Annotated in this window: 20 protein-coding genes and 1 pseudogene; 8 read left to right on the top strand and 13 right to left on the bottom strand. The window is 63.8% G+C overall.

All coding sequences use genetic code 11. The features are described 5' to 3' along the window. Positions 1 to 94: 94 nt before the first annotated feature. On the top strand, positions 95 to 844 hold the full coding sequence (locus SJI03_RS02140; protein ID WP_099376698.1) for a TorF family putative porin: 750 nt from the start codon (positions 95 to 97) through the stop codon (positions 842 to 844). A gap of 57 nt (positions 845 to 901) precedes the next feature. Here the strand turns inward: SJI03_RS02140 and SJI03_RS02145 are convergent, their stop codons facing one another. From SJI03_RS02145 to SJI03_RS02155, 3 genes are read right to left on the bottom strand one after another with little or no spacing between them, the layout of a single operon-like run. Continuing rightward, positions 902 to 1411: a cobyrinic acid ac-diamide synthase gene (locus SJI03_RS02145; RefSeq protein ID WP_322426103.1), complete on the bottom strand. Its 510-nt coding sequence runs from the start codon at positions 1409 to 1411 to the stop codon at positions 902 to 904. A gap of 10 nt (positions 1412 to 1421) precedes the next feature. Further along, positions 1422 to 2459 (bottom strand): 4-hydroxy-tetrahydrodipicolinate synthase, encoded by a 1038-nt coding sequence (gene dapA / locus SJI03_RS02150; protein WP_322426104.1) that lies wholly within the window; start codon positions 2457 to 2459, stop codon positions 1422 to 1424. Beyond that, the gene (locus SJI03_RS02155; RefSeq protein WP_322426105.1) at positions 2456 to 2764 is read right to left on the bottom strand and encodes a hypothetical protein; all 309 of its coding nucleotides are present in this window, start codon (positions 2762 to 2764) and stop codon (positions 2456 to 2458) included. The genes dapA and SJI03_RS02155 overlap by 4 nt, the downstream gene beginning before the upstream one ends. Before the next feature lie 219 nt (positions 2765 to 2983). Between SJI03_RS02155 and SJI03_RS02160 the strand changes: the two genes are divergently transcribed. Together SJI03_RS02160 and SJI03_RS02165 are read left to right on the top strand one after the other, a co-directional pair. Further along, positions 2984 to 3985 (top strand): gamma-glutamyl-gamma-aminobutyrate hydrolase family protein, encoded by a 1002-nt coding sequence (locus SJI03_RS02160; protein WP_099376498.1) that lies wholly within the window; start codon positions 2984 to 2986, stop codon positions 3983 to 3985. Beyond that, positions 3982 to 5061, top strand: coding sequence for an alginate lyase family protein (locus SJI03_RS02165; RefSeq protein WP_322426106.1), 1080 nt, complete (start codon positions 3982 to 3984; stop codon positions 5059 to 5061). Before SJI03_RS02160 ends, SJI03_RS02165 begins: the two co-directional genes overlap by 4 nt. Positions 5062 to 5074: 13 nt before the next feature. Here the strand turns inward: SJI03_RS02165 and SJI03_RS02170 are convergent, their stop codons facing one another. From SJI03_RS02170 to SJI03_RS02205, 8 genes and pseudogenes are all read right to left on the bottom strand, one after another. Further along, positions 5075 to 7543, bottom strand: a complete 2469-nt coding sequence (locus SJI03_RS02170; RefSeq protein ID WP_322426107.1) for a TonB-dependent siderophore receptor — start codon at positions 7541 to 7543, stop codon at positions 5075 to 5077. Positions 7544 to 7638: 95 nt separating this feature from the next. Continuing rightward, complete coding sequence (locus SJI03_RS02175) at positions 7639 to 8418, bottom strand: FecR family protein (RefSeq protein WP_322426427.1); 780 nt, start codon at positions 8416 to 8418, stop codon at positions 7639 to 7641. Positions 8419 to 8472: 54 nt separating this feature from the next. Continuing rightward, positions 8473 to 8955 (bottom strand): annotated as a pseudogene (locus SJI03_RS02180) (sigma-70 family RNA polymerase sigma factor); the annotation flags it as partial. 278 nt (positions 8956 to 9233) lie between these two features. Next, the gene (locus SJI03_RS02185; RefSeq protein ID WP_322426108.1) at positions 9234 to 10364 is read right to left on the bottom strand and encodes a YbdK family carboxylate-amine ligase; all 1131 of its coding nucleotides are present in this window, start codon (positions 10362 to 10364) and stop codon (positions 9234 to 9236) included. Beyond that, complete coding sequence (locus tag SJI03_RS02190; RefSeq protein WP_034780723.1) at positions 10365 to 11552, bottom strand: cation:proton antiporter; 1188 nt, start codon at positions 11550 to 11552, stop codon at positions 10365 to 10367. A 312-nt stretch (positions 11553 to 11864) separates the two neighbouring features. Continuing rightward, a complete protein-coding gene (locus SJI03_RS02195) occupies positions 11865 to 13034 on the bottom strand; it encodes a vWA domain-containing protein (protein WP_099376503.1) in 1170 nt (389 codons plus the stop codon). Further along, positions 13028 to 13666 (bottom strand): GNAT family protein, encoded by a 639-nt coding sequence (locus SJI03_RS02200; protein WP_322426110.1) that lies wholly within the window; start codon positions 13664 to 13666, stop codon positions 13028 to 13030. Before SJI03_RS02200 ends, SJI03_RS02195 begins: the two co-directional genes overlap by 7 nt. A 9-nt stretch (positions 13667 to 13675) precedes the next feature. Beyond that, complete coding sequence (locus tag SJI03_RS02205; protein ID WP_322426111.1) at positions 13676 to 14545, bottom strand: MoxR family ATPase; 870 nt, start codon at positions 14543 to 14545, stop codon at positions 13676 to 13678. A gap of 233 nt (positions 14546 to 14778) precedes the next feature. On the opposite strand from SJI03_RS02205, the gene SJI03_RS02210 reads away from it, so the two are divergent. Both SJI03_RS02210 and SJI03_RS02215 read left to right on the top strand, forming a co-directional pair. Then, entirely contained in the window at positions 14779 to 15108 is a 330-nt protein-coding gene (locus SJI03_RS02210; protein WP_046684254.1) for a c-type cytochrome, read from the top strand. A gap of 11 nt (positions 15109 to 15119) precedes the next feature. Beyond that, positions 15120 to 15461 (top strand): cytochrome c, encoded by a 342-nt coding sequence (locus SJI03_RS02215; RefSeq protein ID WP_322426112.1) that lies wholly within the window; start codon positions 15120 to 15122, stop codon positions 15459 to 15461. Between the two features lie 13 nt (positions 15462 to 15474). On the opposite strand, the gene norR is transcribed toward SJI03_RS02215, so the two are convergent. Continuing rightward, entirely contained in the window at positions 15475 to 17031 is a 1557-nt protein-coding gene (gene norR / locus SJI03_RS02220; protein ID WP_322426113.1) for a nitric oxide reductase transcriptional regulator NorR, read from the bottom strand. A gap of 150 nt (positions 17032 to 17181) precedes the next feature. On the opposite strand from norR, the gene nirK reads away from it, so the two are divergent. The 3 genes from nirK to SJI03_RS02235 are packed head-to-tail and all read left to right on the top strand — an operon-like array spanning position 17182 to position 21674. Continuing rightward, positions 17182 to 18666, top strand: coding sequence for a copper-containing nitrite reductase (nirK, locus tag SJI03_RS02225; protein ID WP_322426114.1), 1485 nt, complete (start codon positions 17182 to 17184; stop codon positions 18664 to 18666). Positions 18667 to 18696: 30 nt separating this feature from the next. Beyond that, entirely contained in the window at positions 18697 to 19374 is a 678-nt protein-coding gene (gene ytfE / locus SJI03_RS02230) for an iron-sulfur cluster repair protein YtfE (protein WP_035822177.1), read from the top strand. Between the two features lie 14 nt (positions 19375 to 19388). Next, positions 19389 to 21674, top strand: coding sequence for a nitric-oxide reductase large subunit (locus tag SJI03_RS02235; protein WP_322426115.1), 2286 nt, complete (start codon positions 19389 to 19391; stop codon positions 21672 to 21674). Positions 21675 to 21809: 135 nt separating this feature from the next. Here the strand turns inward: SJI03_RS02235 and SJI03_RS02240 are convergent, their stop codons facing one another. After that, positions 21810 to 22232, bottom strand: a complete 423-nt coding sequence (locus tag SJI03_RS02240) for a DUF1841 family protein (RefSeq protein WP_071321999.1) — start codon at positions 22230 to 22232, stop codon at positions 21810 to 21812. Positions 22233 to 22239: the final 7 nt, after the last annotated feature.

Below are 22239 nucleotides of genomic sequence, written 5' to 3' on the forward strand. Positions count from 1 at the left end.
GCTTTACTTTAAATTTTAGCAGCGAATTTTTGCAGCGGCGGGCCAGCTGCGCCATGTTGGCAAAGGCCCATACCACCCATGAAGAAGAAAAACCATGAATAAAATGCTACTTGCACTTGCCGTCGCCACAGCCTTTACGGGCAGCCTGGCCCACGCGGACGAGGCCAAGCCGGACAATGAAGTCAGTTTCAACGTGGCCGGCGTATCCGACTACCGCTACCGCGGCATTTCGCAGACGCGCTTGAAACCGGCGCTGCAGGGCGGCGCCGATTATGTCAATAATCCGACGGGCCTGTATGCGGGCGCCTGGGCCTCCACCATCAAGTGGACCAAGGATGCGGGCGGCAGCGGCGACGTGGAAGTGGACCTGTATGCGGGCAAGCGCGGCCAGTTGACCAGCGACGTTGGCTATGACGTCGGCGTGCTCGCCTATGTGTACGCTGACAATGGCTTGAAGCACATCGCCGGCCTGGCCGATGCGGACACGCAGGAAGTCTACGGCCAGCTGTCGTACGGTCCCGCCTACATCAAATATTCGCACGCTGTCTCGAACCTGTTCGGCATCGTCAACAGCAAGAACAGCGGCTACCTGGACATCGGCGCGACGATCGACCTGACGAGCGGCTGGACCGGCAACCTGCACGCGGGCCACCAGAAGGTCAAGAACAATGATGCATCGAGCTACACGGACTGGAAAGTGGGCGTCACGCGCGACTTCGGCTTTGTTTCGGGCGCGCTGGCCGTGATCGGCACAAATGCGGGAAAGTCGGCCTATGCCTCGCCCGTGAATGGCAAATTCATGGGCAAGACGGCGTTGCAGCTGACGGTCAGCAAGACGTTCTAATGGATTGAATTGACTGAAAGGAGAGGCGGCGCATGCGCCGCCTTTTTTTTTGCGTACTTACGCTGGCAGGTTGAAAACGGCGCAGTACAGCTGGCCCAGGCTGACCACGCGGGCGGCCGGAATCTGCGTGGCCAGGGCATGGGCGGGCGCCGTTTGCGCGTCCGCTGTCAGCAGCACGCGCAAGCCCGGATTGACGCTGCGCGCGTGTGCGATGCGGCGTGCCAGGCCTGCCTGCGCTGCGTCGTTGACGACACCGTCGAGCGGTACTACCAGCACGCGCGCGGCGATCAGGGCCGAACGGCTGCCCATGGAGTCGCGGCCTTCGCTGTCGATGACGATGTCGTGGTAACAGTGCACCAGGTGCTCGAGCTCCGGTTGCAAGCCCTTCGCGCTGATGGCGCGCGCCATCAGGCGCGGCCGCGTCAGGCTGCCGTGCATGGCGCCGTCGTGCATGTTCCGGGCCTGCGCCATGGCGCCCTGGCGCGGATCGGCATCAAGCAGCAATACCTTGCGTCCGGCCAGCGCGCGGGAGGCGGCCAGCCGCCCGGCCAGGATGGATTTCTCCATCCCCCCGCGTTCATCCGTGATAGCGATGATCATCTTGGCGCACGGCTGGCATGATGTTGGCAGGGGAGACCAGCTGCAGCAGACAGCCTTCGCGTGGGGCGTCCCTGTCGCTGGCTGTCCATACGGGCAGTGCCATCAGGGGCTCGAGTGCCGCGGCCAGGGCGGCATGGCCGGCGCAAGACATCGACGTCATCGGCAGGCGCAATATGTCGCGCACCTTGCCCTGCATGGCCAGCGCCGCCTTGACGGGAGCGGGATTCGGTTCCGCAAACAGCAGGCGAATGACGGGCAGCATGGTCTTGAACAGGGCGCCGGCAGCGCCGTGGCGCCCCTGTTTGACCAGATGATATAGCTGCGCATACAGGTCGGGACGCACCTGGGCGGCGGCCGACATGGCGCCGTGGCCGCCCATGGACAGGCTGGCCAGCAGCAGGGCATCGTCGCCGCACAGCACGTCCAGGCGCGTGTCGAGCAGCAGTTCGCCCAGCTGCTGCAGCTTGCCGCCCGCTTCCTTGATGGCGACGAAGTGCGAGTCGCGCGCCAGCAGGGCGGCCGTCTGCGGTTCGATATTGACTCCCGTGCGGGCCGGCACGTTGTACAGCACGATGGACTGGTCGGTGGCGGCGGCGATGGCCTGGAAGTGGCGCACGATGCCGTCCTGCGAAGGGCGCACATACGCGGGGGCCGAGACCAGCAGGCCGGCCAGCGGATGGTCGTTGTAGCGCTGCACGGCGGAGACGACGCTGCGCGTATCGCTGCCGCCTATCCCCATCACGACGGGAAAGCGGGAACCGACGGCTTCGAGCACGCTATCTAACAGCATGGTCTGTTCGGCGGCGCTCAGCATGGCCGCTTCGCCCGTGGTGCCGCACACCACCAGGCCATCGATGCCGCTGGCGGCCAGTTCGCACGCCAGTTGCTGGGCGGCGTCGAAGTCGATGTCGCCATCGCCATCAAGGAAGGGCGTGACCATCGGCACCCAGATGCCCTGGAAGTGCGCGGTGATGCGCGAGGAAGACATCGCGTGGTCGCAGGCATACTGGTTCATAGCGATTTCCCCTGGCTGATGCGGCCAAATTCCGCGGCCGGCAGCAGGTGCATGACGGCATCCATGGTCAGGCGCAGGGCCGGTTCCGTCACGCACAGCCAGACTTTCATGCGTTCGGCATGGTCGACCGCCTCGACGCGCATGAACGACAGCATGCCGCCGCACGTCCTGACGACCAGTTGGCGCAGCTCGGCCAGGCAGGCTTTGTCGACCGTGATATGCATGAGGAAGGTGGGCAGACGGGGATGGCGATGGGGCAGTGCTTGATGCGCTTGATGCGTTTGCAGGCGTGAATGGGGTTCCATGGTGGCTTTGCAGCGGTGGTTGAGGTACGTTCAAGATTAGCAGCGGGGGCGTAAAGATTCTCTAAAAAGCGGGGCCGCCGGCGTAAACGGGCCGTATGCGTCGGGCGCCCGCCTGTTGCGTGGACGCCCCGCGGGTATGCTTTTGTTACAAAATTGAATCGTGCTTTCGGAAGCAGGGGTTTATATTGAAACCGTTCTCCGCTTTCAGTCAGCCCCGCCATGTCAGACGAAAAAGATCCCCAGCTTCCCCCTTCCACCGATGCCGCAGCGTCGGCGCCGTCGCGGCCCGACCGGGTGGGCCGCCGGGCACCCGATGAGGAGCACCGTGCGCGCGACGCCGCTCCCCGCTACCTGAAGGATAACGACACGCCCCTGGCGCTGGCCTGGCGGGTGATCTCGTCGCGCTACCGCTCCATGCGCGACAAGGCCAGCCGCGATTTCATGCGACGCACCCTGCGCATCGGCATCTCGGCGCGTATTTTCCACCCGGAGCCGGGCGCCACTGGCCTGCGCAGCAAGAACCTGCAATACCTGGAAGAGTCGATCGCCCAGTGGGTCATGTCGCGCGACGTGCTGGTGTTCATGATCCCGACCGTCAATACCAGTGGCCAGCTACATCCGAGTAACATCACCCTGCGCCACTATGCGCGCCACCTCGATGGCCTGGTGCTGCAGGGCGGCGCCGACGTCTCGCCGCAGACGTATTCCGAGGCGGCCACGCGGCCGGAATGGAACGGCGACCGCGCGCGCGACCTGTACGAGCTGGAATTGCTACACGAATTCGTCGATGCGGGGAAACCCGTGCTGGGTATATGCCGCGGCTGCCAACTGATCAACGTGGGCTTTGGCGGCACGCTGTATCAGGACATCGCCTCGGACGTGGAAGGGGCCACCTCGCACGTCAACGACCTGTATGACCGCCACCGCCACACCATCGTCTTCCCGAAAGGCTCGTCCTTGGCGGGCATGTTTCCGAAGACGGGCGAGGCGCTCGTCAATTCCATCCACCACCAGTCGGTCAAGGACCTGGGACGCGACGTCACCGTGGAAGCATATTCGCAAGGCGACAATATCGTCGAAGCCATCCGCTACCAGCGGGCGCGCTTCGTCATGGGCTTGCAGTGGCACCCGGAATTCCATTCGGCGGGCGGCGTCGAACTGCTCGATTGCACGCCCATCCTCGATAACTTTTTGCGCGCGGCGCGGGAGACGCGGTTTTGAGTACGCATCTGATCCGCCGGCGCGCTGTGCTGGCCAGCCTGCTGGCGCTGCCCCTGGCGGGCTTGCGCGCGGCGCCGCGCCCGCATGAAGGCGCGCTGCCGTTTGCGCTGAGCTCCGCCGCGCGCGCCCGCACGCTCAAGGCGCGGGTGGCGCCGGCCATTGCGGAACAGGTGGTCAAGGCGGCGCGCAAGGATGCGGCGCGGCCCGTGCACCTGATGGCCGAAGTGCGCACCGGTGGCTTGCTGAAGGGAGAGGGCGGACGCGAGACCAGCCAGCAGGCGCAGGAAGACTGGCGCCAGGCACGCTTGCAGGCGCTGGCCTGGCGGCTGTCGGGCGAGATGGGGCATTTCGAGGCGGCGCGCCAGCTGCTGCTGGCCTGGAGCGGCAGCTACCAGCCGTCGTTCAGTCCCGTCGACGAGACGGAGCTGGCCAGCCTGCTGATGGGTTTTGACCTGGTGCAGGAACGTTTGACCGGCGTCGAGCGCGAGCAGGTGCAGGCGTTTTGCCGCACCCTGGCGCACGGGTATCTGAGTGATCCCATCAAGGTGGGCGGCCCGTCCACGGCGCGCAACAACTGGCACAGCCACCGCATCAAGATCGGCACGGCCGCCGCGTATGTCACGGGCGAGACCTTGCTGATCGCGAGGGCGAAAGAGCGTTTCCTGGCGCACGTGCCGCGCAATATCGGCGCCGGCGGCGTGCCCTTCGACTTCGAGCAGCGCGACGCCCTGCATTACACCACCTACAGTCTGGAGCCACTGCTGACGACGGCCCTGATGGCGCAGGCGCATGGCGACGACTGGTATGGCGCGCCGGAAGCGAAGCGCCTGGCCGAGGCGCTGGCCTGGCTGGCGCCGTATGCGCAGGGCAAAAAGACGCACGAGGAATTCGCCAAAAGCGCCGTGCCCTTCGACCGCAAGCGCGTGGCGGCCGGCGAAAAGGGTTTTACGGGTAATTGGGAGCCGAAGGGCGCCGCCAATGTGTACCTGCTGGCGGCGCGCTTCGATCCCGCTTACCTGTCGCTGGCGCTGGATTTACGCCCGCCAGCGTGGGCGCTGGCGCTGTACTGCGCTTAGCTGGAACTTCGCGTTAAAACTTCGTGCGCACGGTGAACATCACATTGCGCGGTTCGCCATAAAAACCTGTTCCGAACAGGCCCAGACCCGTCAGGTATTTTTTGTTCATCAGGTTGTTGACGTTCAGGCTGGCCGTGACGTTCTTGCTGATGTCATAGCGGCCCAGCAGGTTGACCAATGCATAGCTGCCCTGCTTCAGGCGCGCATTGTCGTTGACGGCAGGATTCCAGACCTCGCCGTGGAAACTGCTTTGCCAGGTCAGGCCGCCGCCCACCGTCACTTTGTCCAGGCTGGCCGGCAGGCGCCAGCTGCCTTGCATTCTTGCCAGGTGGGCCGGCTGCGTGGTTTTCATCGTTTCTGCGAACACTGCCTTGCCATCCTTGTCGCGCACATGTGCATACGTGTAGCCGGCGCTCAGTTTCACATCCTTCAGCACCTCGCCCGTCACTTCCATTTCCACGCCGCGGCTGGTGACGCCATCGATGGCTGTATACGCTACTTCGCCGTTGACTTCACCCACGGAACTGGCCACATTGCTTTGACGGATATGGAACAGGGACGCGCTGGCATTGACCTTGCCATCGAGATACTCTGCCTTCACACCCGCTTCCACACCCTTGCCGCGCACGGGTGCGAGGAAGTTGCGCTTCACGTCGCGGCTGCTTTGCGGCGCAAAGATGCTCGTGTAGCTGCCGAACACGGAATAGGTGTTGTCGAGGTCATACACGATGCCCGCATACGGCGTGATGACGCCGCTTTCGTCCATGCGCGTATGGCTGGGCGTGGCATTGTCGAATAAGCTGCGCTTCTGGTCCATCTTGTAGTTGCTGATCCGCGTGCCGACGATTACCGATAGTGCATCGCTCGGGCGCAGGCGCACGGCGCCATACAGGCCGCTCTGGCGCGTGCTGTCGTTGTCGTTGCCCTGGTGTTCGAACGCCGGCTCCGCATACTGGCCGCGCCAGTCGAAGTAGCTGCCGTCCAGGGGCGGATAGACCGATTTGTAGACGGGGCCGTCCTGCTTGGCCGTCGATGAAGAATAACCCAGCATGGCTTCATGCTGGCGACCGAACAGGGTAAACGGGCCGCTGGCGTCCACGTTGAAGGTAGTCTGGCGGCGGTCGCCCGCGTATTTGCCCATGTAGAAGCTGGCGCCTTCCCCTGTGACGGGGTCAGGATAGCCGCCGCTGACCGAGCTCAACACGCTGTCATGCTTGCTGCGCAACTGGTTGGCGCTCAATTTCACTTTCCACGCGTTGGCGAAGCTGTGTTCCAGCGACGTGAATAGGGTGGTGTTCTGCATGTCGCGGCGGCTCCAGTCGGTGGCAGGATTCCACGAGGTGGGAAAGTTCGTGCGCGTGCCGTCGGAAAACATCAGGGGAAAGCCCGTCCAGGTGGAGCCGCGCGGTTTGTAATCCTGGTGCGTGAAGCCGGCCGTCAGCAGAGTGACGGGTGTCAGGTCCGCCTCGATGATGCCGTAGGCGACCGATTTCTGCTGCTTGTAGCGGTCCAGGTAGGAGTGTTTGTCCTGGTAGGCGCCCACCAGGCGGCCGCGCACCGAGCGGTTTTCATTGAGGGGGCCGGAGACATCGGCTTCGCCGCGGTAGTTATCCCACGATCCCGCGCCCAGGGTGGCCGAACCTTCGAAGCTGGCGGTGGGGCGCTTGCGCACCATGTTGACGGTGGCCGACGGGTCGCCCGAACCGCTCATCAGGCCCGTCGCGCCTTTCAGCACTTCGATGCGGTCGTAGATGGCCATGTCACTGTTCGTCGTGCCCCAGTCGTAGACGCCGTCATAGATGGCCGACACGCCGTCGTACTGGAAATTGGTGACGGCAAAGCCGCGCGCCTGGAAGCTCCAGCGATCGCTGTCGTAGTTTTGCACGCTCACGCCATTGACGTTTTTCATGACGTCGGAGACGGCGCTGCTGTTCTGGTCATCCATCTGCTGGCGCGTGACGATGGTCAGCGACTGCGGCGTTTCACGCTGCGTCAAGGCCAGGCCCGTGGCGCCGTTGGCGGGGCCGCCCGTATAGCTGCCCGTGCCGCTGGTGGCGGCGCTGCGCTCGGCCGTCGCCACCACGGTGACGCCGCCCATGACGGCCACGCCGCGGCTGTCCGCCGAAGGTGTGCCGCCGCTGGCGGGAATTTTTTGCAGCAGGTAGCCGCCGTTCGATTGCGGCACGGCTTGCAGGCCGCTGCCGGCCAGCAGCACGCGGAAACCATCGTGCACGCCATAGCTGCCTTGCAGGCCGGCGCTGCGCAAGCCCTGCGTGGTGTCGCTGGAGAACGACAATAAAATGGCGCTGTCGCTGCCGAAGCGCGTCAGCACGTCGCCCAGCGCGCCGGCCGGAATGCTGTAGACGCGCACTTGCTGGCTTTGCGCCTGGGCGAATGCCGGCAGGGCCAGGACCATGCCGATCTGCGACAGGGCGCAGGCCAGGACGGTGCGGGTGAGGAGGGAACGCGAAGCGTGGTGCATGGAATAAAACCTTTCGTGGATGCGCAAGATGGAGACTGCCTATCTTCCAAGTCACGCGAGCACGGCGAAACAGCTCACTTTGCAGAAAATATTTTTCAGTGGGCCGCCAGTTCGATGCGCACCACCTGATGGCCCCAGAAGCGCGTGACGGTATTGCGCCGCAGTTGCAGGCTGGCGCTGACGGCATCGAGGATGGCGCCGACATCGGCCAGCGGGTAGGAACCGGACACGCGCAAGCCGGCGATGGCGGGCGCGCAGCCCAGCGGATGGTCGCTGTAGCGCGACAGCTCGGCGAGGAAATCGGCCAGGCGCATGTCGCGCGCCACCAGCATGCCATTGAGCCACGCGCCGCCATACGGCGCCAGCGCCTGGCGGTGCAAGCCGGTGCCGTCGAAATGGGCGCCTTCGCCGGGACGCAGCACCAGGCGCTGGGCGCCATCATCGGCCAGCACGGCGACGGCGCCTTCGAGCACGCCGGCGCTGGCATAGCCTTCGTGCAGGCGCACGGTGAAGCGCGTACCCAGCGCCTGCAGGCTGCCGTGCGGCGTGCCGACGAAGAAGGGGCGCTGCTCACCATCCTTGCCGGTGGCGATGAAGATTTCCCCGGCCAGCAGTTCGATGCGGCGCTGCGCGCCGTCGTAAACGATATTCACGGCGCTGCTGGTGTTGAGCGTGAGTTGCGTGCCGTCGGCCAGGGTGACCACGCGGCGCTGGTTGACAGCCGTGCGATAGTCGGCCATCCAGCCGCGCCATGGGCTGCGGCGCTCAAACGCATACAGCGAGGCGCCGCAGGCCAGCAGCAGTGCCAGCGTCTTGACGGCGTGGCGGCGCGGCGCATTCGCCTGCACGCAGGCGCGCAGCAGGGTCGCGTGCATGGCGGGCGGCAGGTGTTCATGCTGCGTTTGCAGCTGCTGCCACGCCTGCGTGGCGCTGCCGGCCCGCTGCAAATGGCGTTTGACTGTCGCCAGCGAGATGCCGAGCTGGCGCGCGATGTCTTCCTGCGGCAGTTCGTCGAGCTGGCGTAGCAAAAAAGCCCGTTTCACGGGAGGCGGCAAGCCGTCGAGCATGCGGTCGAGTTCAAACACGGTGGCCAGCAGCAGCGCCCGTTCCTCGGGCGATGGCGCATGCCGGGGCGGCAGTTGCGCCAGCACGTCGAGGTAAGCCTGTTCCAGTTTCTGACGGCGGTAATGGTTGAACAGCACACGCTGCGCGACGGTGGCGAGCAAGGCACGCGGCTCGCGCGCGGCGACGGCGTCTTCGCGGTCGAGCAGGCGCACGAAGGTGTCATGCGCCACATCGGCCGCGCACGCCGTGCTGCCCAGCTTCTTGCGCAGCCAGCCCTGCAGCCAGCCATGGTGGTCGGCATACAGTGTCGCGATGTCCTGGCGTTGTAGCGGCTCTGCCAGCGGCATCGCGTTCCCCTTGCATGGCCGGTCCGGGTGGACTGGTGTTTTTAAACAATAATAAGAATCATTCTCACTTATTGTAACAAGCGGGGGAGGTGGCTGTAAATGACGGGGAGATGGGGTGTGGTTTTTTTGGGTTTGCGTTGTTGGGGTAAAAGTCACGATGACTGGCAAAACCGTCGCGAGCGAAAGGGCGAGGCGGTCGAGAAGCGCAACCGTACTATAAGTACGGTGAGCATCGCAGGCCGCCTATGCCGACGCGCAGTAGGTTTGGCCAGGCATCCTCAATAGTTCATGGGTTCACCACGAAAACATCTGATGGCCGAATCGACCATCCCCTCGGCGCTGCCCTGCACATTGCGCTGCTTGCGCAGGTATTGTGCGTCGCTCCATTGCTTGGCCACGTCCGACAGGTGTTTCAGGGCCGGCGTGCTGCCCAGCGCCTCGGCGTGCGGTTCCATCTTGCGCAGGGTGGTCATGATGTCTTCGCGCAGCGACATCGTCTCGTAGGTTTTCGGATGCGTGATGGCGCCATCGAGGCCGAAGCGGCAAGCCTGGAAGCGGTTGTAGTTATATACGAGGTAATCGTCTTCCACCGGTGGGGTTTCCTTGCGCTCCAGCAGATAGCGGCACAGGGCCTGCAGGTAGGCGGCCAGCGCGGCGGCCCGTTCCACCGTCAGCGGCGTGTCGCACACGCGCAGTTCGATGGTGCCGAATTCCGGCTTGGGACGGATATCCCAGTAAAAGTCCTTCATGCTCTTGATGATGCCCGTGTTCTCCATCTTGGCGAAATACTCGTTGGAGAACTGGTCCCAACTGAGGGTGAACGGCGCGCGCCCGCTCATGGGAAACGCGAACACGGAGTTCAGGCGGGCCGAATCGAACAGGGTATCGCGCCCCTGCACGTAGGGCGAGGACGCCGACAGGGCGATGAAGTGGGGGATGTAGCGGTTCAGCGAATGCAGCAGGAACATGGCGTCGTCGCCTGAGGCGCAGCCGATGTGCACGTGCTGGCCGAAGATGGTGAACTGCTTGGCCAGGTAGCCGTACAGTTCCGAGATTTCCTGGAAGCGGGGCTTGGAAAAGATCTTTTGCGATGACCATTGCTGGAATGGGTGCGTGCCGCCGCCCGCGATGCCGATATTGAGCTTGTCGCCGGCCGTGATCAGGGTGTCGCGGATCTCCTGCAACTGCGCCAGCAGCGGGCCGTGATGCGTATGCACGCTCGAGTTAATCTCGATCATGCTCTCGGTGATTTCCGGCGTGACGTTGCCGGGGAACGGTTTTTTGTTCAGCAGATGCAGCAGGTCGGGGCTGGCGGCCGTCAAATCATAGTCCGACAGGTTTACCAGCTGCAGTTCGAGTTCGACGCCGAAGGTCAGCGCGGCCGATTGGCCAAAGGGTTCCAGCGGCATTTAGCGCTCCTTGATTTCGTGGGTTTCTTTGGCCAGCATCAGCACGCGCTGCACCAGCACGGGGCCGACCAGTTCCAGGCCCAGGGTGATGGCGGCCAGGGCGTTCAATTCATCGCCGAAGTTCACGCCATGCTGGCGCGCGTGTTCCAGCAGCAGGATGATGAAGACGGAGACGGGCGTCAGCGCCACGCCCGTCAGCACGCCCTTGCGCCAGGAAATGCCGCTCACATGCGAAAACGCGGCCACGCCGACGACCTTCGTCAGCAATCGACCGCCGACGACGGCCAGGGCCAGACCCGCGCCGGCCGCCACGCTGGCCCATTCCAGGGTCGAGGCGGCATACACGAACAGCAGCACCGTCAGCAGCTCGCCCAGCGCGCCGAAATTGCGCTGCGCCTGGCTGAAGGCGACTCTGCGGTGGCGCGCCACCAGGCCGAAGGTGAGCGTGGCCAGGAGCGGCGACAGGCTGGTGGTGTAGGTCAGTGCGACGAGCAGCATCACAGACAGCGCGAAGGCCACGGTGGCATCCTGCGCCATGTTGCCCAGGCGGCGCAGCATGGCCGGCACGACGATGCCGAAGACGGTGCCGGCGGCCACGGAAGCGGCCAGCACGGCGGCGCTGCTGCTGCTTGCCTCAATCAGGTCGGTGGAACTCTGGAACATCCAGAAGCCGACGATGATGTTGAATGTGAAGACGGCCAGCACGCAATTCAATGCGGTGAGGTGGACGATGCGTTCCGTGACCTGGCCCGAGCTGCGTTCCTCGTTGATGACGCGCATGATGGTGGCCGGCGAGGTGGACATGGCGAGCGATGCCAGCAGCAGCGCCGTCATCGAGGTGCTGCCGAATTCGATGCCGATGAAGTAGACGACGGCAAAGGTCAGCAAGGATTCGACCAGGCCCGTGACGGCGATCCACGGATTGTTCTTCAGCCACCGCAGGTTGATGCGGTAGCCGACTTCGAACAGGATCAGGCCGAAGGCGACGTCGGCCAGCACCAGCATGGGGCCGGCGTCCGTCTGCGGCAGGATGCCCACCTGCGTCTGCGCGAGGACGAAACCGATCACGCCGTAAAAACTGATGCGCGGCAGGCCAGTCCAGCGGTGGCCGAATTCGCCCACCACCCAGGCCAGGGTGATGGCGAACGGCCAGGACAGGTCGGCGGCGATCGAGATCAGACTTTGCATGCTCATTCCTTTGAAAATGGCGCTGGCACCGGCCGGCAGCACGGGGGCTGGCGCGGCAATGTCATGGTGCAGCGGTGGTGCATGGTTTGCGCAGAGCGATGCGCCGATTCTACCGGAGCAGAAGGCGCGCACGATGTGCGCAATCGAACAGTGTCGCGGCCATGGCGGCCGCGCACAGGATGCAGCAGGTTGGGCAGGGCTGGTATCAGCGTATGGTACCCGCCCGCAGCGGAGATGCTCCGCACGGTAGTGCCGTGTCGCAGTGTACGGCATGGCGGCCCCCTGCCGCCATGGACTTTTTGTTGCGCGTTTTTATTTACTGAGCAGACGCATGCCCCGTTCCAGCCCGTCGATCGACAGGGGGAACATACGGTTGTTCATCAACTGCCGCATCACGCCGATCGACTGGCGGTACTGCCACAAGCCTTCCGATTCGGGATTGAGCCAGATGAATTTCGGGAACGCCTGGGTAAAGCGCGCCAGCCACGTCGATCCCGCTTCCTCGTTGTTGTATTCGACGCTGCCGCCCGGCTGCAGGATTTCGTAGGGACTCATGGTGGCGTCACCGACAAAAATCAGCTTGGTGTCGGGCGGGTATTTGCGCAGCACGTCCCAGGTGGGAAAACGCTCGGCGTTGCGGCGCCGGTTGTTCTTCCACAGGTAATCGTAGACGCAGTTATGGAAGTAAAAGAACTCCATGTTCTTGAATTCCGTCTTCGCCGCCGAAAACAGTTCTTCGGTGCGCTCGATATGGTCGTCCATGCTGCCGCCGACATCAAACAACATCAGCACCTTGATGCGGTTCTTGCGTTCAGGCCGCATCCTGATGTCGAGGTAGCCCGCATTGTTCGCTGTCGCGGCGATGGTGGCGTCCAGCGCCAGTTCGTCTTCCGCGCCTTCGCGCGCGAACTTGCGCAGGCGGCGCAAGGCCACTTTGATGTTACGCGTGCCCAGTTCGCGCTCGCCGTCGTAATCCTTGTAGCTGCGCGCTTCCCATACCTTGACGGCCGTGCGGTTGCCGCCCTTGCCGCCGATGCGGATGCCTTCCGGGTTCGTGCCGCCATTGCCGAATGGCGAGGTGCCGCCCGTGCCGATCCACTTGCTGCCGCCTTCGTGGCGCTCCTTCTGTTCCTTCAGCAGTTCATTGAGGCGGTCCATCAGCTTGTCGTAGCCGAATTTTTCCAGTTGCGCCTTCTGTTCCTCGGACAGCTCGCGCTGCATGCGTTTCAACAGCCAGTCGAGGGGAATCGCCGCGTTCGTGTCGAAGGCCGCGTTGACGCCCTTGAAGTACTGCGCAAACGCGCGGTCGAACTTGTCGAAATGGGCTTCATCCTTGACCAGGGTCAGGCGCGCCAGATAGTAAAAATCGTCCATCGAGGCGCCGATGACGTTCTTTTGCAGCGCTTCAAGCAAGGTCAAAAATTCCTTGATCGAGACGGGAATCTTCGCATCCTTGAGCGTGAAGAAGAAGTCGATCAGCATGGCGCGGGCTCTCCCGCGCGGGGCAGTGCGGCGATGGGGCGCTGCGCCAGCTTGTAGCGCAGATGGGCGGCAATCTCCGGCCACTCGCCGCGCGTGATGCTGTACATGACGGTGTCGCGCACGGTGCCGTCGCGGCGCAGCGCATGGTGACGCAGCACGCCGTCCTTTTTTGCGCCCAGACGTTCGATGGCCGCCTGCGAGGCGTGATTGAAATTATCGGTGCGCAGGCCCACCAGCGCGCAGCCGAGCGTGTCGAAGGCGTGCGCCAAAAGCAGCAATTTGCAGGTGGTGTTGACGTGGCTGCGCTGGCAGCGCTTGGCGTACCAGGTGTAGCCGATTTCCAGGCGTTTGATCTCTGGCACCACGTCGTGGTAGCTGGTGGTGCCGAGCACCTCGCCGCTGGCCACATCGATGACGGCAAAGGCGAAGCGCGAAGGGCGCATCTCGATGCCCTTGAAAATGTACTGATCCACCTGGTCCGGCTCGGGCACGGAGGTGACGCGCAAGTTCCACAGTTCGCCATCCATGGCCGCCGCACGCAAGCCAGCTGCATGGTGCGGCGCCAGCGCTTCGAGGCGGATGCCGTGCAATTCCAGGGGGACGAAGACCTTGTCGGGGCTGATGTCGTTCACCGGCGCTCCTTAACGGTTGGTGCGCGACATGAACATCAGGCGCTCGAACAGGTGCACGTCCTGCTCGTTTTTCAGCAGCGCCCCGTGCAGCGGCGGCACGACGGCTTTGTTGTCCTTGCTGCGCAGCGCGTCAAGCGGGATGTCTTCGGCCAGCAGGAGCTTGAGCCAGTCGAGGAATTCCGATGTCGACGGCTTTTTCTTCAGGCCCGGCACGTCGCGTACTTCATAGAAGGTTTGCAGCGCCTGCGCCAGCAATTCCTGTTTCAGGTGCGGGTAATGGACGGCGACGATCTGCTCCATCGTGTCCTTGTCCGGGAATTTGATGTAGTGGAAGAAGCAGCGGCGCAAAAAGGCGTCCGGCAATTCCTTTTCGTTGTTCGAGGTGATGATGACGAGCGGACGGTGGCGCGCCGTGACCATTTCGCGCGTTTCGTAGACATAGAATTCCATGCGGTCCAGTTCGCGCAGCAGGTCGTTCGGGAATTCGATGTCGGCCTTGTCGATTTCATCGATCAGCAGCACCACCGGTTCGGGCGCCGTGAAGGCCTGCCACAGCACGCCCTTGACGATGTAGTTCTGGATGTCGCGCACGCGCTCGTCGCCCAGCTGCGAATCGCGCAGGCGTGAGACGGCATCATATTCGTACAGGCCCTGCTGCGCCTTGGTGGTCGATTTGATATGCCATTGCATCAGCGGCATGTTCAGCGCGGCGGCTACTTCCTCGGCCAGCATGGTCTTGCCCGTGCCCGGTTCGCCCTTGATCAGCAGCGGGCGTTGCAGGGTCAGCGCCGCATTCACGGCCAGTTTTAGGTCGGCGGTGGCGACATAGCTGTCGGAACCTTCGAAGCGTTGGCCTTGCTGGGTGTGCTGTGCTTGCATGAGCGGTCTGCCAAAGTAGGGAAATGGTGAGTATAAACAGAACTGTGGCGCACCGCCACGCAGACGGCCTGTGCCTGCCTGCCTACAATGCGGGTTTTATAGGTGGACTTGCAAGAATATCTTGGCTAGAATCGGCAAGCAGCAGATTAATTGTCAACCTTAATTGTCAATACATAAAATCAATAAAAACCAGCTCTGGCGTTTCTCCGATTACCTTTGTTCACATTGCCACTATGAAAAAAATATTTGCACTTCTCGTGCTTGCCGGCATAGCAAATGCCGTCACAGCGGCTGACATTGTAGGAAACGCCAAGGCAGCCCCTGCCAAGGTGGAAATGTGTATCGGCTGCCACGGCATCCCCGGTTATAAGGCGACCTTCCCCGAAGTATTCCAGGTGCCGATGATCGGCGGCCAGCCGGCAAAATATATCGAGAATGCGCTGCAAGCCTACAAGAAAGGCGACCGCAAGCACCCCAGCATGAAGGGTATCGCCAGCAGCCTGTCGGACCAGGATATCGCCGATGTCGCCGCGTATTATGCGCAACAAGCCAAGCCGAACTGAGGACCAGCCAGATGAAAAAATTACTCGCCGCCCTCGTTTGCGCCACCGTCTCGTTTGGCGCCAGCGCCGCCGGCAATATCAATACAGGTAAAGCCCTGGCCGAAAAATACAGCTGCGCCACCTGCCACGGCAAGGATTACGGTTCACCCATCGACCCGTCGTACCCGAAACTGGCGGGCCAGCACAAGGATTACCTGGAACACGCGTTGACGGCATATAAACGGGGCGACAAGGCCAACGGCCGCAACAACGCCATCATGACGGGCCAGGTAAAACCGCTGAGCAACCAGGACATCAAGGACCTGGCCGCCTACCTGCACAGCCTGCCGACCACCCTGGTGATCCACCGCTGAGTTTGAGTTCGGCTCAGGCCTTCAGCCCCACCCGGCGCGCCAGCTTATGCAGATTGCTGGCGTCGAGTCCCAATTGCCGTGCCGCGGCGGCCCAGTTATCTTGATGCAGCACCAGCGCTTGGCGGATGGCCTGGCGCTGGCTCGCCTCCACGATCTGATGCATCGATAGCAGCGGCGCCGCCGGCGCCCCACATGCGGCTGACATTGGTGGCAGCGCGTCCGCGCCGGTCGGCGCTTCCAGCGCATCGAGGTCGAGCATATCCGTTTCCAGCGTTACTATCTCTTTGCGGTCCGCGCCGCGGATCACGGCTTTCAGCGCGGCCCGGCTGATCACATGTTCCAGTTCGCGCACATTGCCCGGCCAGCGGTAATGGCACAAGGCGTTTTCCGCCGCAGCGGACAGGCGCAGGCTGCGCAAGCCCAGGCGCGCGCGGTTCAGTTCCAGGAAGCCACCGGCAAGCAGCAGCACGTCATTGCCCCGCTCGCGCAGCGGCGGAATTGGCACGGGATACACGGATAGACGGTGATACAGGTCGGCGCGGAACGAACCGTCGCGCACATGCTCGCGCAGGCTGCGGTTGGTGGCGGCGATCACGCGCACGTTGACCCTGCGCGGCCGGTCCGCGCCCAGGCGCTGGATTTCGCCATTTTGCAAGGTGCGCAGCAGCTTGGCCTGTATCGACAATGGCAATTCCCCCACTTCATCGAGAAACAGGGTGCCCCCTTCGGCCGCCTCGAAGCGTCCGGGCCGGTCGCTGACGGCGCCGGAAAACGCGCCGCGTACATGGCCGAACAATTCGCTTTCGGCCAGGGACTCGGGCAAGGCCGCGCAATTGACGTGGATCAGGGGCTTGCCGGCACGGCGCGACAGCCGGTGCAGGCGATGCGCGCACAGTTCCTTGCCCACGCCCGTTTCTCCCAGCAGCAGCACGGGCAGCTCGGAATCGGCCACCACCTGCAATTCGTGCAGCAAGTGCGTGATGGCGCTGCTCTGGCCCACGAAATCGTGTTCCTCGCGCGGCGCTTGCGCATCGGCCAGCATGGCGCCGCCCGACAGGCGCAGGGCGCGGATTTCCGTCTCCAGGCGCGTCACGCGCACGGCCGCCTCGATGGCGCAGGCCAGTTCGCCCAGGTCGCGCTGCGCCTGGGTATCGAAGGTGCCCACCTGCAGCGCGTCGAGCGTGATCACGCCCCAGCGTTCGCCTTCCAGGTCCAGCGCCATGCCCATGCAGTCGTGCACGGGCAGCGGTTCGCCGGCCCGCTCGGCGATCAGGCCATCGTAGGGATCGGGCAGGGAGCTGTCGTGATGGAAGCACAGCACGCCGCGCCGCTGCAGGATGGCGGCCAGGCGTGGGTGGTCGGCGACGGCGAAGCGGCGTCCCAGCGCGTCGCTGGCCAGGCCGGCCATCGCCACGGGGCGCAGGTGCTCGCCATCGATTTTCAGCAAGGCCACGGCTTCGCAGCCGAAGTGCGCGCGCAGGCTGCCGACGAGGCGTTGCAGGCGCACGGCCACGGGCAGGTCGGCGACCAGGTCGGTCAGTAACAGCAGGTGGATGGCAGTGGTGGTCATAAGTACCATGCAGGGTACAACGGACCACGTCCAAAGAGGGTCATACCGACCCTGCATTTTTCAAATCGTTGATTTAAAACAAGTTTTTCCTGGCACACGGATTGCCTAGGTAAGGGGGCCGAACCGGCATACAAGACCAAGGAAAGCTTGATGAAAACGACTCCCTCCCTCCGCGCCATCGCCGCCGCCGTCTGCGTACTGGCCATGCCCCTGTCCGTGCAAGCCCAGGCCAGCCTGCCGGCCAGTGCCGCCGCCACTGCGGCCAAACCTGTAGCCGCAACGCTCAAGCGCTATGAACTGCAAACCAATATCGTCGACGGCAAGATGGTGTTCATCGACGCCAAGGGCCAGGTCAACCCCGTGCTGGCGGCCAAGGTGGGCGACACGGTGGAACTCGTGCTGAAAAGCGGCGAAGGCGCCGAGCACGATTTGCTGATCCCGGAACTGAACGTCGCATCGGCCAAGTTCAGCGCCAATAGCGGCAGCACCACCGTGCGCTTCAAGGTCACGCGCGCCGGCACGTTCACCTATTACTGCTCGATCCCCGGCCACCGCCAGATCGGCATGGAAGGCAAGCTGGTAGTGAGCGGCACTTCGCTGGCCGAAGCCGGCGCACCGAAGGTGGCTGGCGCCGGCAGCGCTGCCAGCGAATCGAGCCAGGCCGCCGCGCTGGCCCTGTACACGCCCGCGCCGTCGCCGATGCGCGGCCCCGATCCTTCGGCAGTCAACGTGGCGGCCAATCCGGCCTCTGTGCCGTCCGCCATCGGCGCGCGCGCGCCACAAACCCTGAAATACCGGATGGAGACGGTGGAACTGCCGGGCAAGCTCGATGACGGTACCAGTTTTACGTACTGGACTTTCAATCGCCAGGTGCCCGGCCCCATGCTGCGCGCGAAAGTGGGCGACACGGTGGAGCTGACCCTGTTCAACGCCAAGGACAGCAAGATGATCCACTCGATCGACCTGCACGCCGTGACGGGCGGCCATGGCGGCGGACAGCACACGCAGGTGGCGCCGGGGCAGGAAAAAACCGTCACCTTCAAGGCGCTCAATCCGGGCCTGTTCGTGTACCACTGCGCCACGCCACTGGTGCCGCAGCATATCGCGGCCGGCATGTACGGCATGATCCTGGTCGAACCGGAAGGCGGCCTGTCGAAAGTCGACCGCGAGTACTACGTGATGCAGGGCGAGATGTACACGGGCCGTCCGCACGGCGCCCCCGTGCACCAGGAGCCGAACCTGGAAAAAATGGCGAATGAGCTGCCCGACTACTACGTCTTCAATGGCGAAGTGGGCGCCCTGAGCAAGACGCACAAACTGCAGGCGAAAGTCGGCGAGACGGTGCGCATCTATTTCGGCGTCGGCGGCCCGAACAAGATTTCATCGTTCCACATCATCGGCGAGATCTTCGACAAGGTGTACAGCGAAGGCTCGATCAGCAGCCCGAAACACGACGTGCAAACGACGCTCGTGGCGCCGGGCGGCGCGACCATCGTCGAACTCAAGGTACAGCACCCTGGCAGCTATCTGCTGGTCGACCATGCGCTGTCGCGCGCAGGCAAGGGCGCCGTGGGCGTGCTGGAAGTGACTGGCGAAGCCGTGCCCGGCGTCTACCACGCGGGCGCCGTTCAATAACACCACCACATTCATCATCAAGGAGTATCTATGGAACTGATCGAACAATCCCTGGGCCAGCTGGCCCGCCGCATCCCCGGCGCCACGCGCCTGTTCGATGCGCACCGCCTGGATTTCTGCTGCGGCGGCAACAAGACATTGCGCGCGGCGGCCGAAGCGGCCGGCGTGGACACGGCGCCTATCGTCGAGGAACTGAAACTGCTGGCAGGACGGACTGACGCCAGCGGCGAGCTTGACTGGCAGGAGGCCTCGGCCACCGAACTGGTGGAGCACATCCTGGCGCGCTACCACGCCGTGCACCGCGAGCAGCTGCCCGAGTTGATACGCCTGGCACGCAAGGTCGAGCAGGTGCATGGCGACCGCGCCGACTGTCCGCACGGGTTGGCGGAACACCTGTCGGCCATGGCGCAGGAGCTGGAAAGCCACATGCGCAAGGAAGAAGACGTGCTGTTTCCGATGATCGTGCGCGGCCAGGGGCCCCGGGCCGGCGCGCCCATCAACGTGATGCGCATGGAGCATGACGACCATGGCGTGGCCTTGCGCGCCATGGAGGCAATGACGAACGATATCACCGCGCCGGCCGGCGCCTGCACCACCTGGCGCGCGCTGTACACGGGCTTGCGCACCTTCCGTGCAGACCTGATGGCGCACATCCATACCGAAAACAATATCCTGTTCGAGCGCTTTGCGCCGGCCGTGGTGCACTGACAAAGGAAAGACCCATGGGTCCCTACAAAAAACTCTGGTTCACCCTGATCGGTGTGCTGATCGTGACGTTTTCGCTGCTCGGCTACTACGGCACGGAAGTCTACCGGCAGGCGCCGCCCATTCCCGCGCAAGTGCTGGCGCAGGATGGCCGGCAGCTGTTCGACCGCGAGGGCATCCTCGATGGCCAGACGGCCTGGCAATCGGTGGGCGGCATGCAGCTCGGTTCCATCTGGGGCCACGGCGCCTACCAGGCGCCCGACTGGACGGCCGACTGGCTGCACCGCGAATTGACGGCCTGGCTGGAACTGGCCGCGCAAGAACAGCATGGCAAGGCGTACGCGGCGCTCGACGGCCCCGCGCAGGCGGCGCTGCGCGAAGCGCTCAAGCTCGAATACCGCGGCAACCGCACCGATGATGCGCAAGTGCTGCGCCTGTCGCCGCGCCGCGTGCAAGCGATCGCCAACACGGCGCACTACTACGACCAGCTGTTCTCCGACGCGCCGGCGCTGCACGCCAGCCGCGAGCATTTCGCCATGAAGGAAAACACCCTGCCCAGCGCCGAGCGGCGCGCGCAGATGTCGCAGTTCTTCTTCTGGACGGCGTGGGCCGCCGCCACCGAGCGCCCTGGCCAGAAAGTGACCTATACGAACAACTGGCCGCATGAACCGCTGATCGGGAACCAGCCCAGCGGCGAAAACCTCGTCTGGTCGGTTGCCAGCGTGGTGGTGCTGCTGGCCGGCGTGGGCTTCCTCGTCTGGGGCTGGGCCTTCCTGCGCGACCATGACGAAGCGCTGCCGGCCGCCGGTCCGCGCGATCCGCTCACCACGTTCGCCCTGACGCCTTCGCAGCGGGGACTGGGAAAATACCTGTTCCTCGTGGTGGCGCTGTTTACCTTCCAGGTCTTCATCGGCGGCTTTACGGCGCACTACACGGTGGAAGGGCAGCAGTTCTACGGCGTCGACGTGTCGCGCTGGTTCCCGTATGCGCTCACGCGCACCTGGCATATCCAGGCCGCGCTGTTCTGGATCGCCACGGGCTTCCTGGCCGCCGGCCTGTTCCTCGCGCCCCTGATCAATGGCGGCAAGGACCCCAAGTGGCAGCGCCTCGGTGTCGACGTGCTGTTCTGGGCCCTCGTCGCGGTCGTCGTCGGTTCGTTCATCGGCAACTACCTGGCCATTGCGCAAGTGATGCCGCCCGAGTGGAATTTCTGGCTGGGTCACCAGGGCTATGAATATGTGGACCTGGGACGCTTGTGGCAAATCGGTAAATATATCGGCATCCTGCTGTGGCTTGTGCTGATGCTGCGCGGCGTCGTGCCGGCCCTGCGCAAGCCGGGCGGCGACAAGAACCTGCTGGCGCTGCTGACCGCATCCGTCGGCGCCATCGGCCTGTTTTACGGCGCCGGCCTGTTCTACGGCGAACGCACGCACCTGTCCGTGATGGAATACTGGCGCTGGTGGGTGGTGCACCTGTGGGTGGAAGGCTTCTTCGAAGTGTTCGCCACGACGGCGCTGGCCTTCATCTTTTCGACCCTGGGCCTGGTGTCGGTGCGCATGGCCACGACGGCCAGCCTGGCATCGGCCTCGCTGTTCATGTTGGGCGGGATACCCGGCACCTTCCACCACCTGTACTTCGCCGGCACCACCACGCCCGTGATGGCCATCGGCGCGAGCTTCAGTGCGCTGGAAGTGGTGCCGCTGATCGTGCTGGGGCATGAAGCGTGGGAAAACTGGCGCTTGAAGGAGCGCGCGCCGTGGATGGAGCAGTTGCGCTGGCCCATGATGTGCTTTGTCGCCGTCGCCTTCTGGAACATGCTGGGCGCCGGCGTGCTGGGTTTCATGATCAATCCGCCCGTGGCGCTGTACTACATCCAGGGTCTCAACACGACCCCCGTGCATGCGCATGCGGCGCTGTTCGGCGTGTACGGCTTCCTGGCGCTGGGCTTTACCTTGCTGGTGCTGCGCTATTTGCGGCCCGACTACCGCTTCAGCCCTGCCTTGATGAAGACGGCGTTCTGGGGCTTGAATGCGGGCCTGGTGCTGATGATCTTTACCAGCTTGCTGCCGATAGGCATCATCCAGTTCCACGCCAGCGTGACGGAAGGCCTGTGGTATGCGCGCAGCGAAGCGTTCATGCAGCAGCCGTTGTTGCAGAACCTGCGCTGGATACGCACCTTCGGCGACGTGGTCTTCATCGTTGGCGCCATCGCCATGGCATTGCAGGTGGTGCTGGGGTTGATGGAAAAGGGGCCTGCACACGCCTTGCCTCAGCGTATGAAGGAGGCAGTAAAACCGATGTGAAGCAGTACTGGTAAAACACCTGGCAAAACCGTAGCGAGCGGCAGCGATTTGTGGCTAAGAAGCGCAACCGTACTCTAGTACGGTGAGCATCGCAGGCCGCAAAGCGCGACGCGCAGTAGGTTTTGACAGGTGTTCCTACCGGCGGCGCACGCAGTCGATGTAGGCGTCCGTGTCCGGCGGCAAACCCGAGCGTTGCGAAGCCCAGATCATCTGGCCCAGGCATTCCATCACTTCGTGCTGGGCGGCATGGGCCGAATCGAGGCGCTGGGTCAGCTGCTGGACGGCCGGGCGGATGCCGCGCGGCTGGTCCACTTGCACTTGTTCCGTGATCGACAGATGCATGGACAGGTGCAAGAACGGATTGGCTTGTCCCCCTTCGACGGAATAGTCGCGCGCCAGCGCCGCTTCGACGTCGCTCAGCTCGTTTTCATACTCGGGGTGTTCGAGGATCCAGTCGAGCGCGATGGCTTCCATCGGCGTGAGGATGTCATGGGCGCGGTGCTTGCGCAAAGTGTCGCAAAAGAAACGGCGCACATCGTCGGAAGAGGGGTTGAACATGGCTGAA

This window comes from Janthinobacterium sp. GMG1, from assembly GCF_034427795.1.
Taxonomy (GTDB): Bacteria; Pseudomonadota; Gammaproteobacteria; order Burkholderiales; family Burkholderiaceae_D; genus Janthinobacterium.

Coding starts and splice junctions, on each gene's coding strand:
- SJI03_RS02140 (WP_099376698.1), top strand. CDS start 95: ATGAATAAAATGCTACTTGCACTTGCCGTCGCCACAGCCTTTACGGGC.
- SJI03_RS02145 (WP_322426103.1), bottom strand. CDS start 1,411: ATGGAGAAATCCATCCTGGCCGGGCGGCTGGCCGCCTCCCGCGCGCTG.
- dapA (WP_322426104.1), bottom strand. CDS start 2,459: ATGAACCAGTATGCCTGCGACCACGCGATGTCTTCCTCGCGCATCACC.
- SJI03_RS02155 (WP_322426105.1), bottom strand. CDS start 2,764: ATGGAACCCCATTCACGCCTGCAAACGCATCAAGCGCATCAAGCACTG.
- SJI03_RS02160 (WP_099376498.1), top strand. CDS start 2,984: ATGTCAGACGAAAAAGATCCCCAGCTTCCCCCTTCCACCGATGCCGCA.
- SJI03_RS02170 (WP_322426107.1), bottom strand. CDS start 7,543: ATGCACCACGCTTCGCGTTCCCTCCTCACCCGCACCGTCCTGGCCTGC.
- SJI03_RS02175 (WP_322426427.1), bottom strand. CDS start 8,418: ATGCACGCGACCCTGCTGCGCGCCTGCGTGCAGGCGAATGCGCCGCGC.
- SJI03_RS02185 (WP_322426108.1), bottom strand. CDS start 10,364: ATGCCGCTGGAACCCTTTGGCCAATCGGCCGCGCTGACCTTCGGCGTC.
- SJI03_RS02190 (WP_034780723.1), bottom strand. CDS start 11,552: ATGCAAAGTCTGATCTCGATCGCCGCCGACCTGTCCTGGCCGTTCGCC.
- SJI03_RS02195 (WP_099376503.1), bottom strand. CDS start 13,034: ATGCTGATCGACTTCTTCTTCACGCTCAAGGATGCGAAGATTCCCGTC.
- SJI03_RS02205 (WP_322426111.1), bottom strand. CDS start 14,545: ATGCAAGCACAGCACACCCAGCAAGGCCAACGCTTCGAAGGTTCCGAC.
- SJI03_RS02210 (WP_046684254.1), top strand. CDS start 14,779: ATGAAAAAAATATTTGCACTTCTCGTGCTTGCCGGCATAGCAAATGCC.
- SJI03_RS02215 (WP_322426112.1), top strand. CDS start 15,120: ATGAAAAAATTACTCGCCGCCCTCGTTTGCGCCACCGTCTCGTTTGGC.
- norR (WP_322426113.1), bottom strand. CDS start 17,031: ATGACCACCACTGCCATCCACCTGCTGTTACTGACCGACCTGGTCGCC.
- nirK (WP_322426114.1), top strand. CDS start 17,182: ATGAAAACGACTCCCTCCCTCCGCGCCATCGCCGCCGCCGTCTGCGTA.
- ytfE (WP_035822177.1), top strand. CDS start 18,697: ATGGAACTGATCGAACAATCCCTGGGCCAGCTGGCCCGCCGCATCCCC.
- SJI03_RS02235 (WP_322426115.1), top strand. CDS start 19,389: ATGGGTCCCTACAAAAAACTCTGGTTCACCCTGATCGGTGTGCTGATC.
- SJI03_RS02240 (WP_071321999.1), bottom strand. CDS start 22,232: ATGTTCAACCCCTCTTCCGACGATGTGCGCCGTTTCTTTTGCGACACT.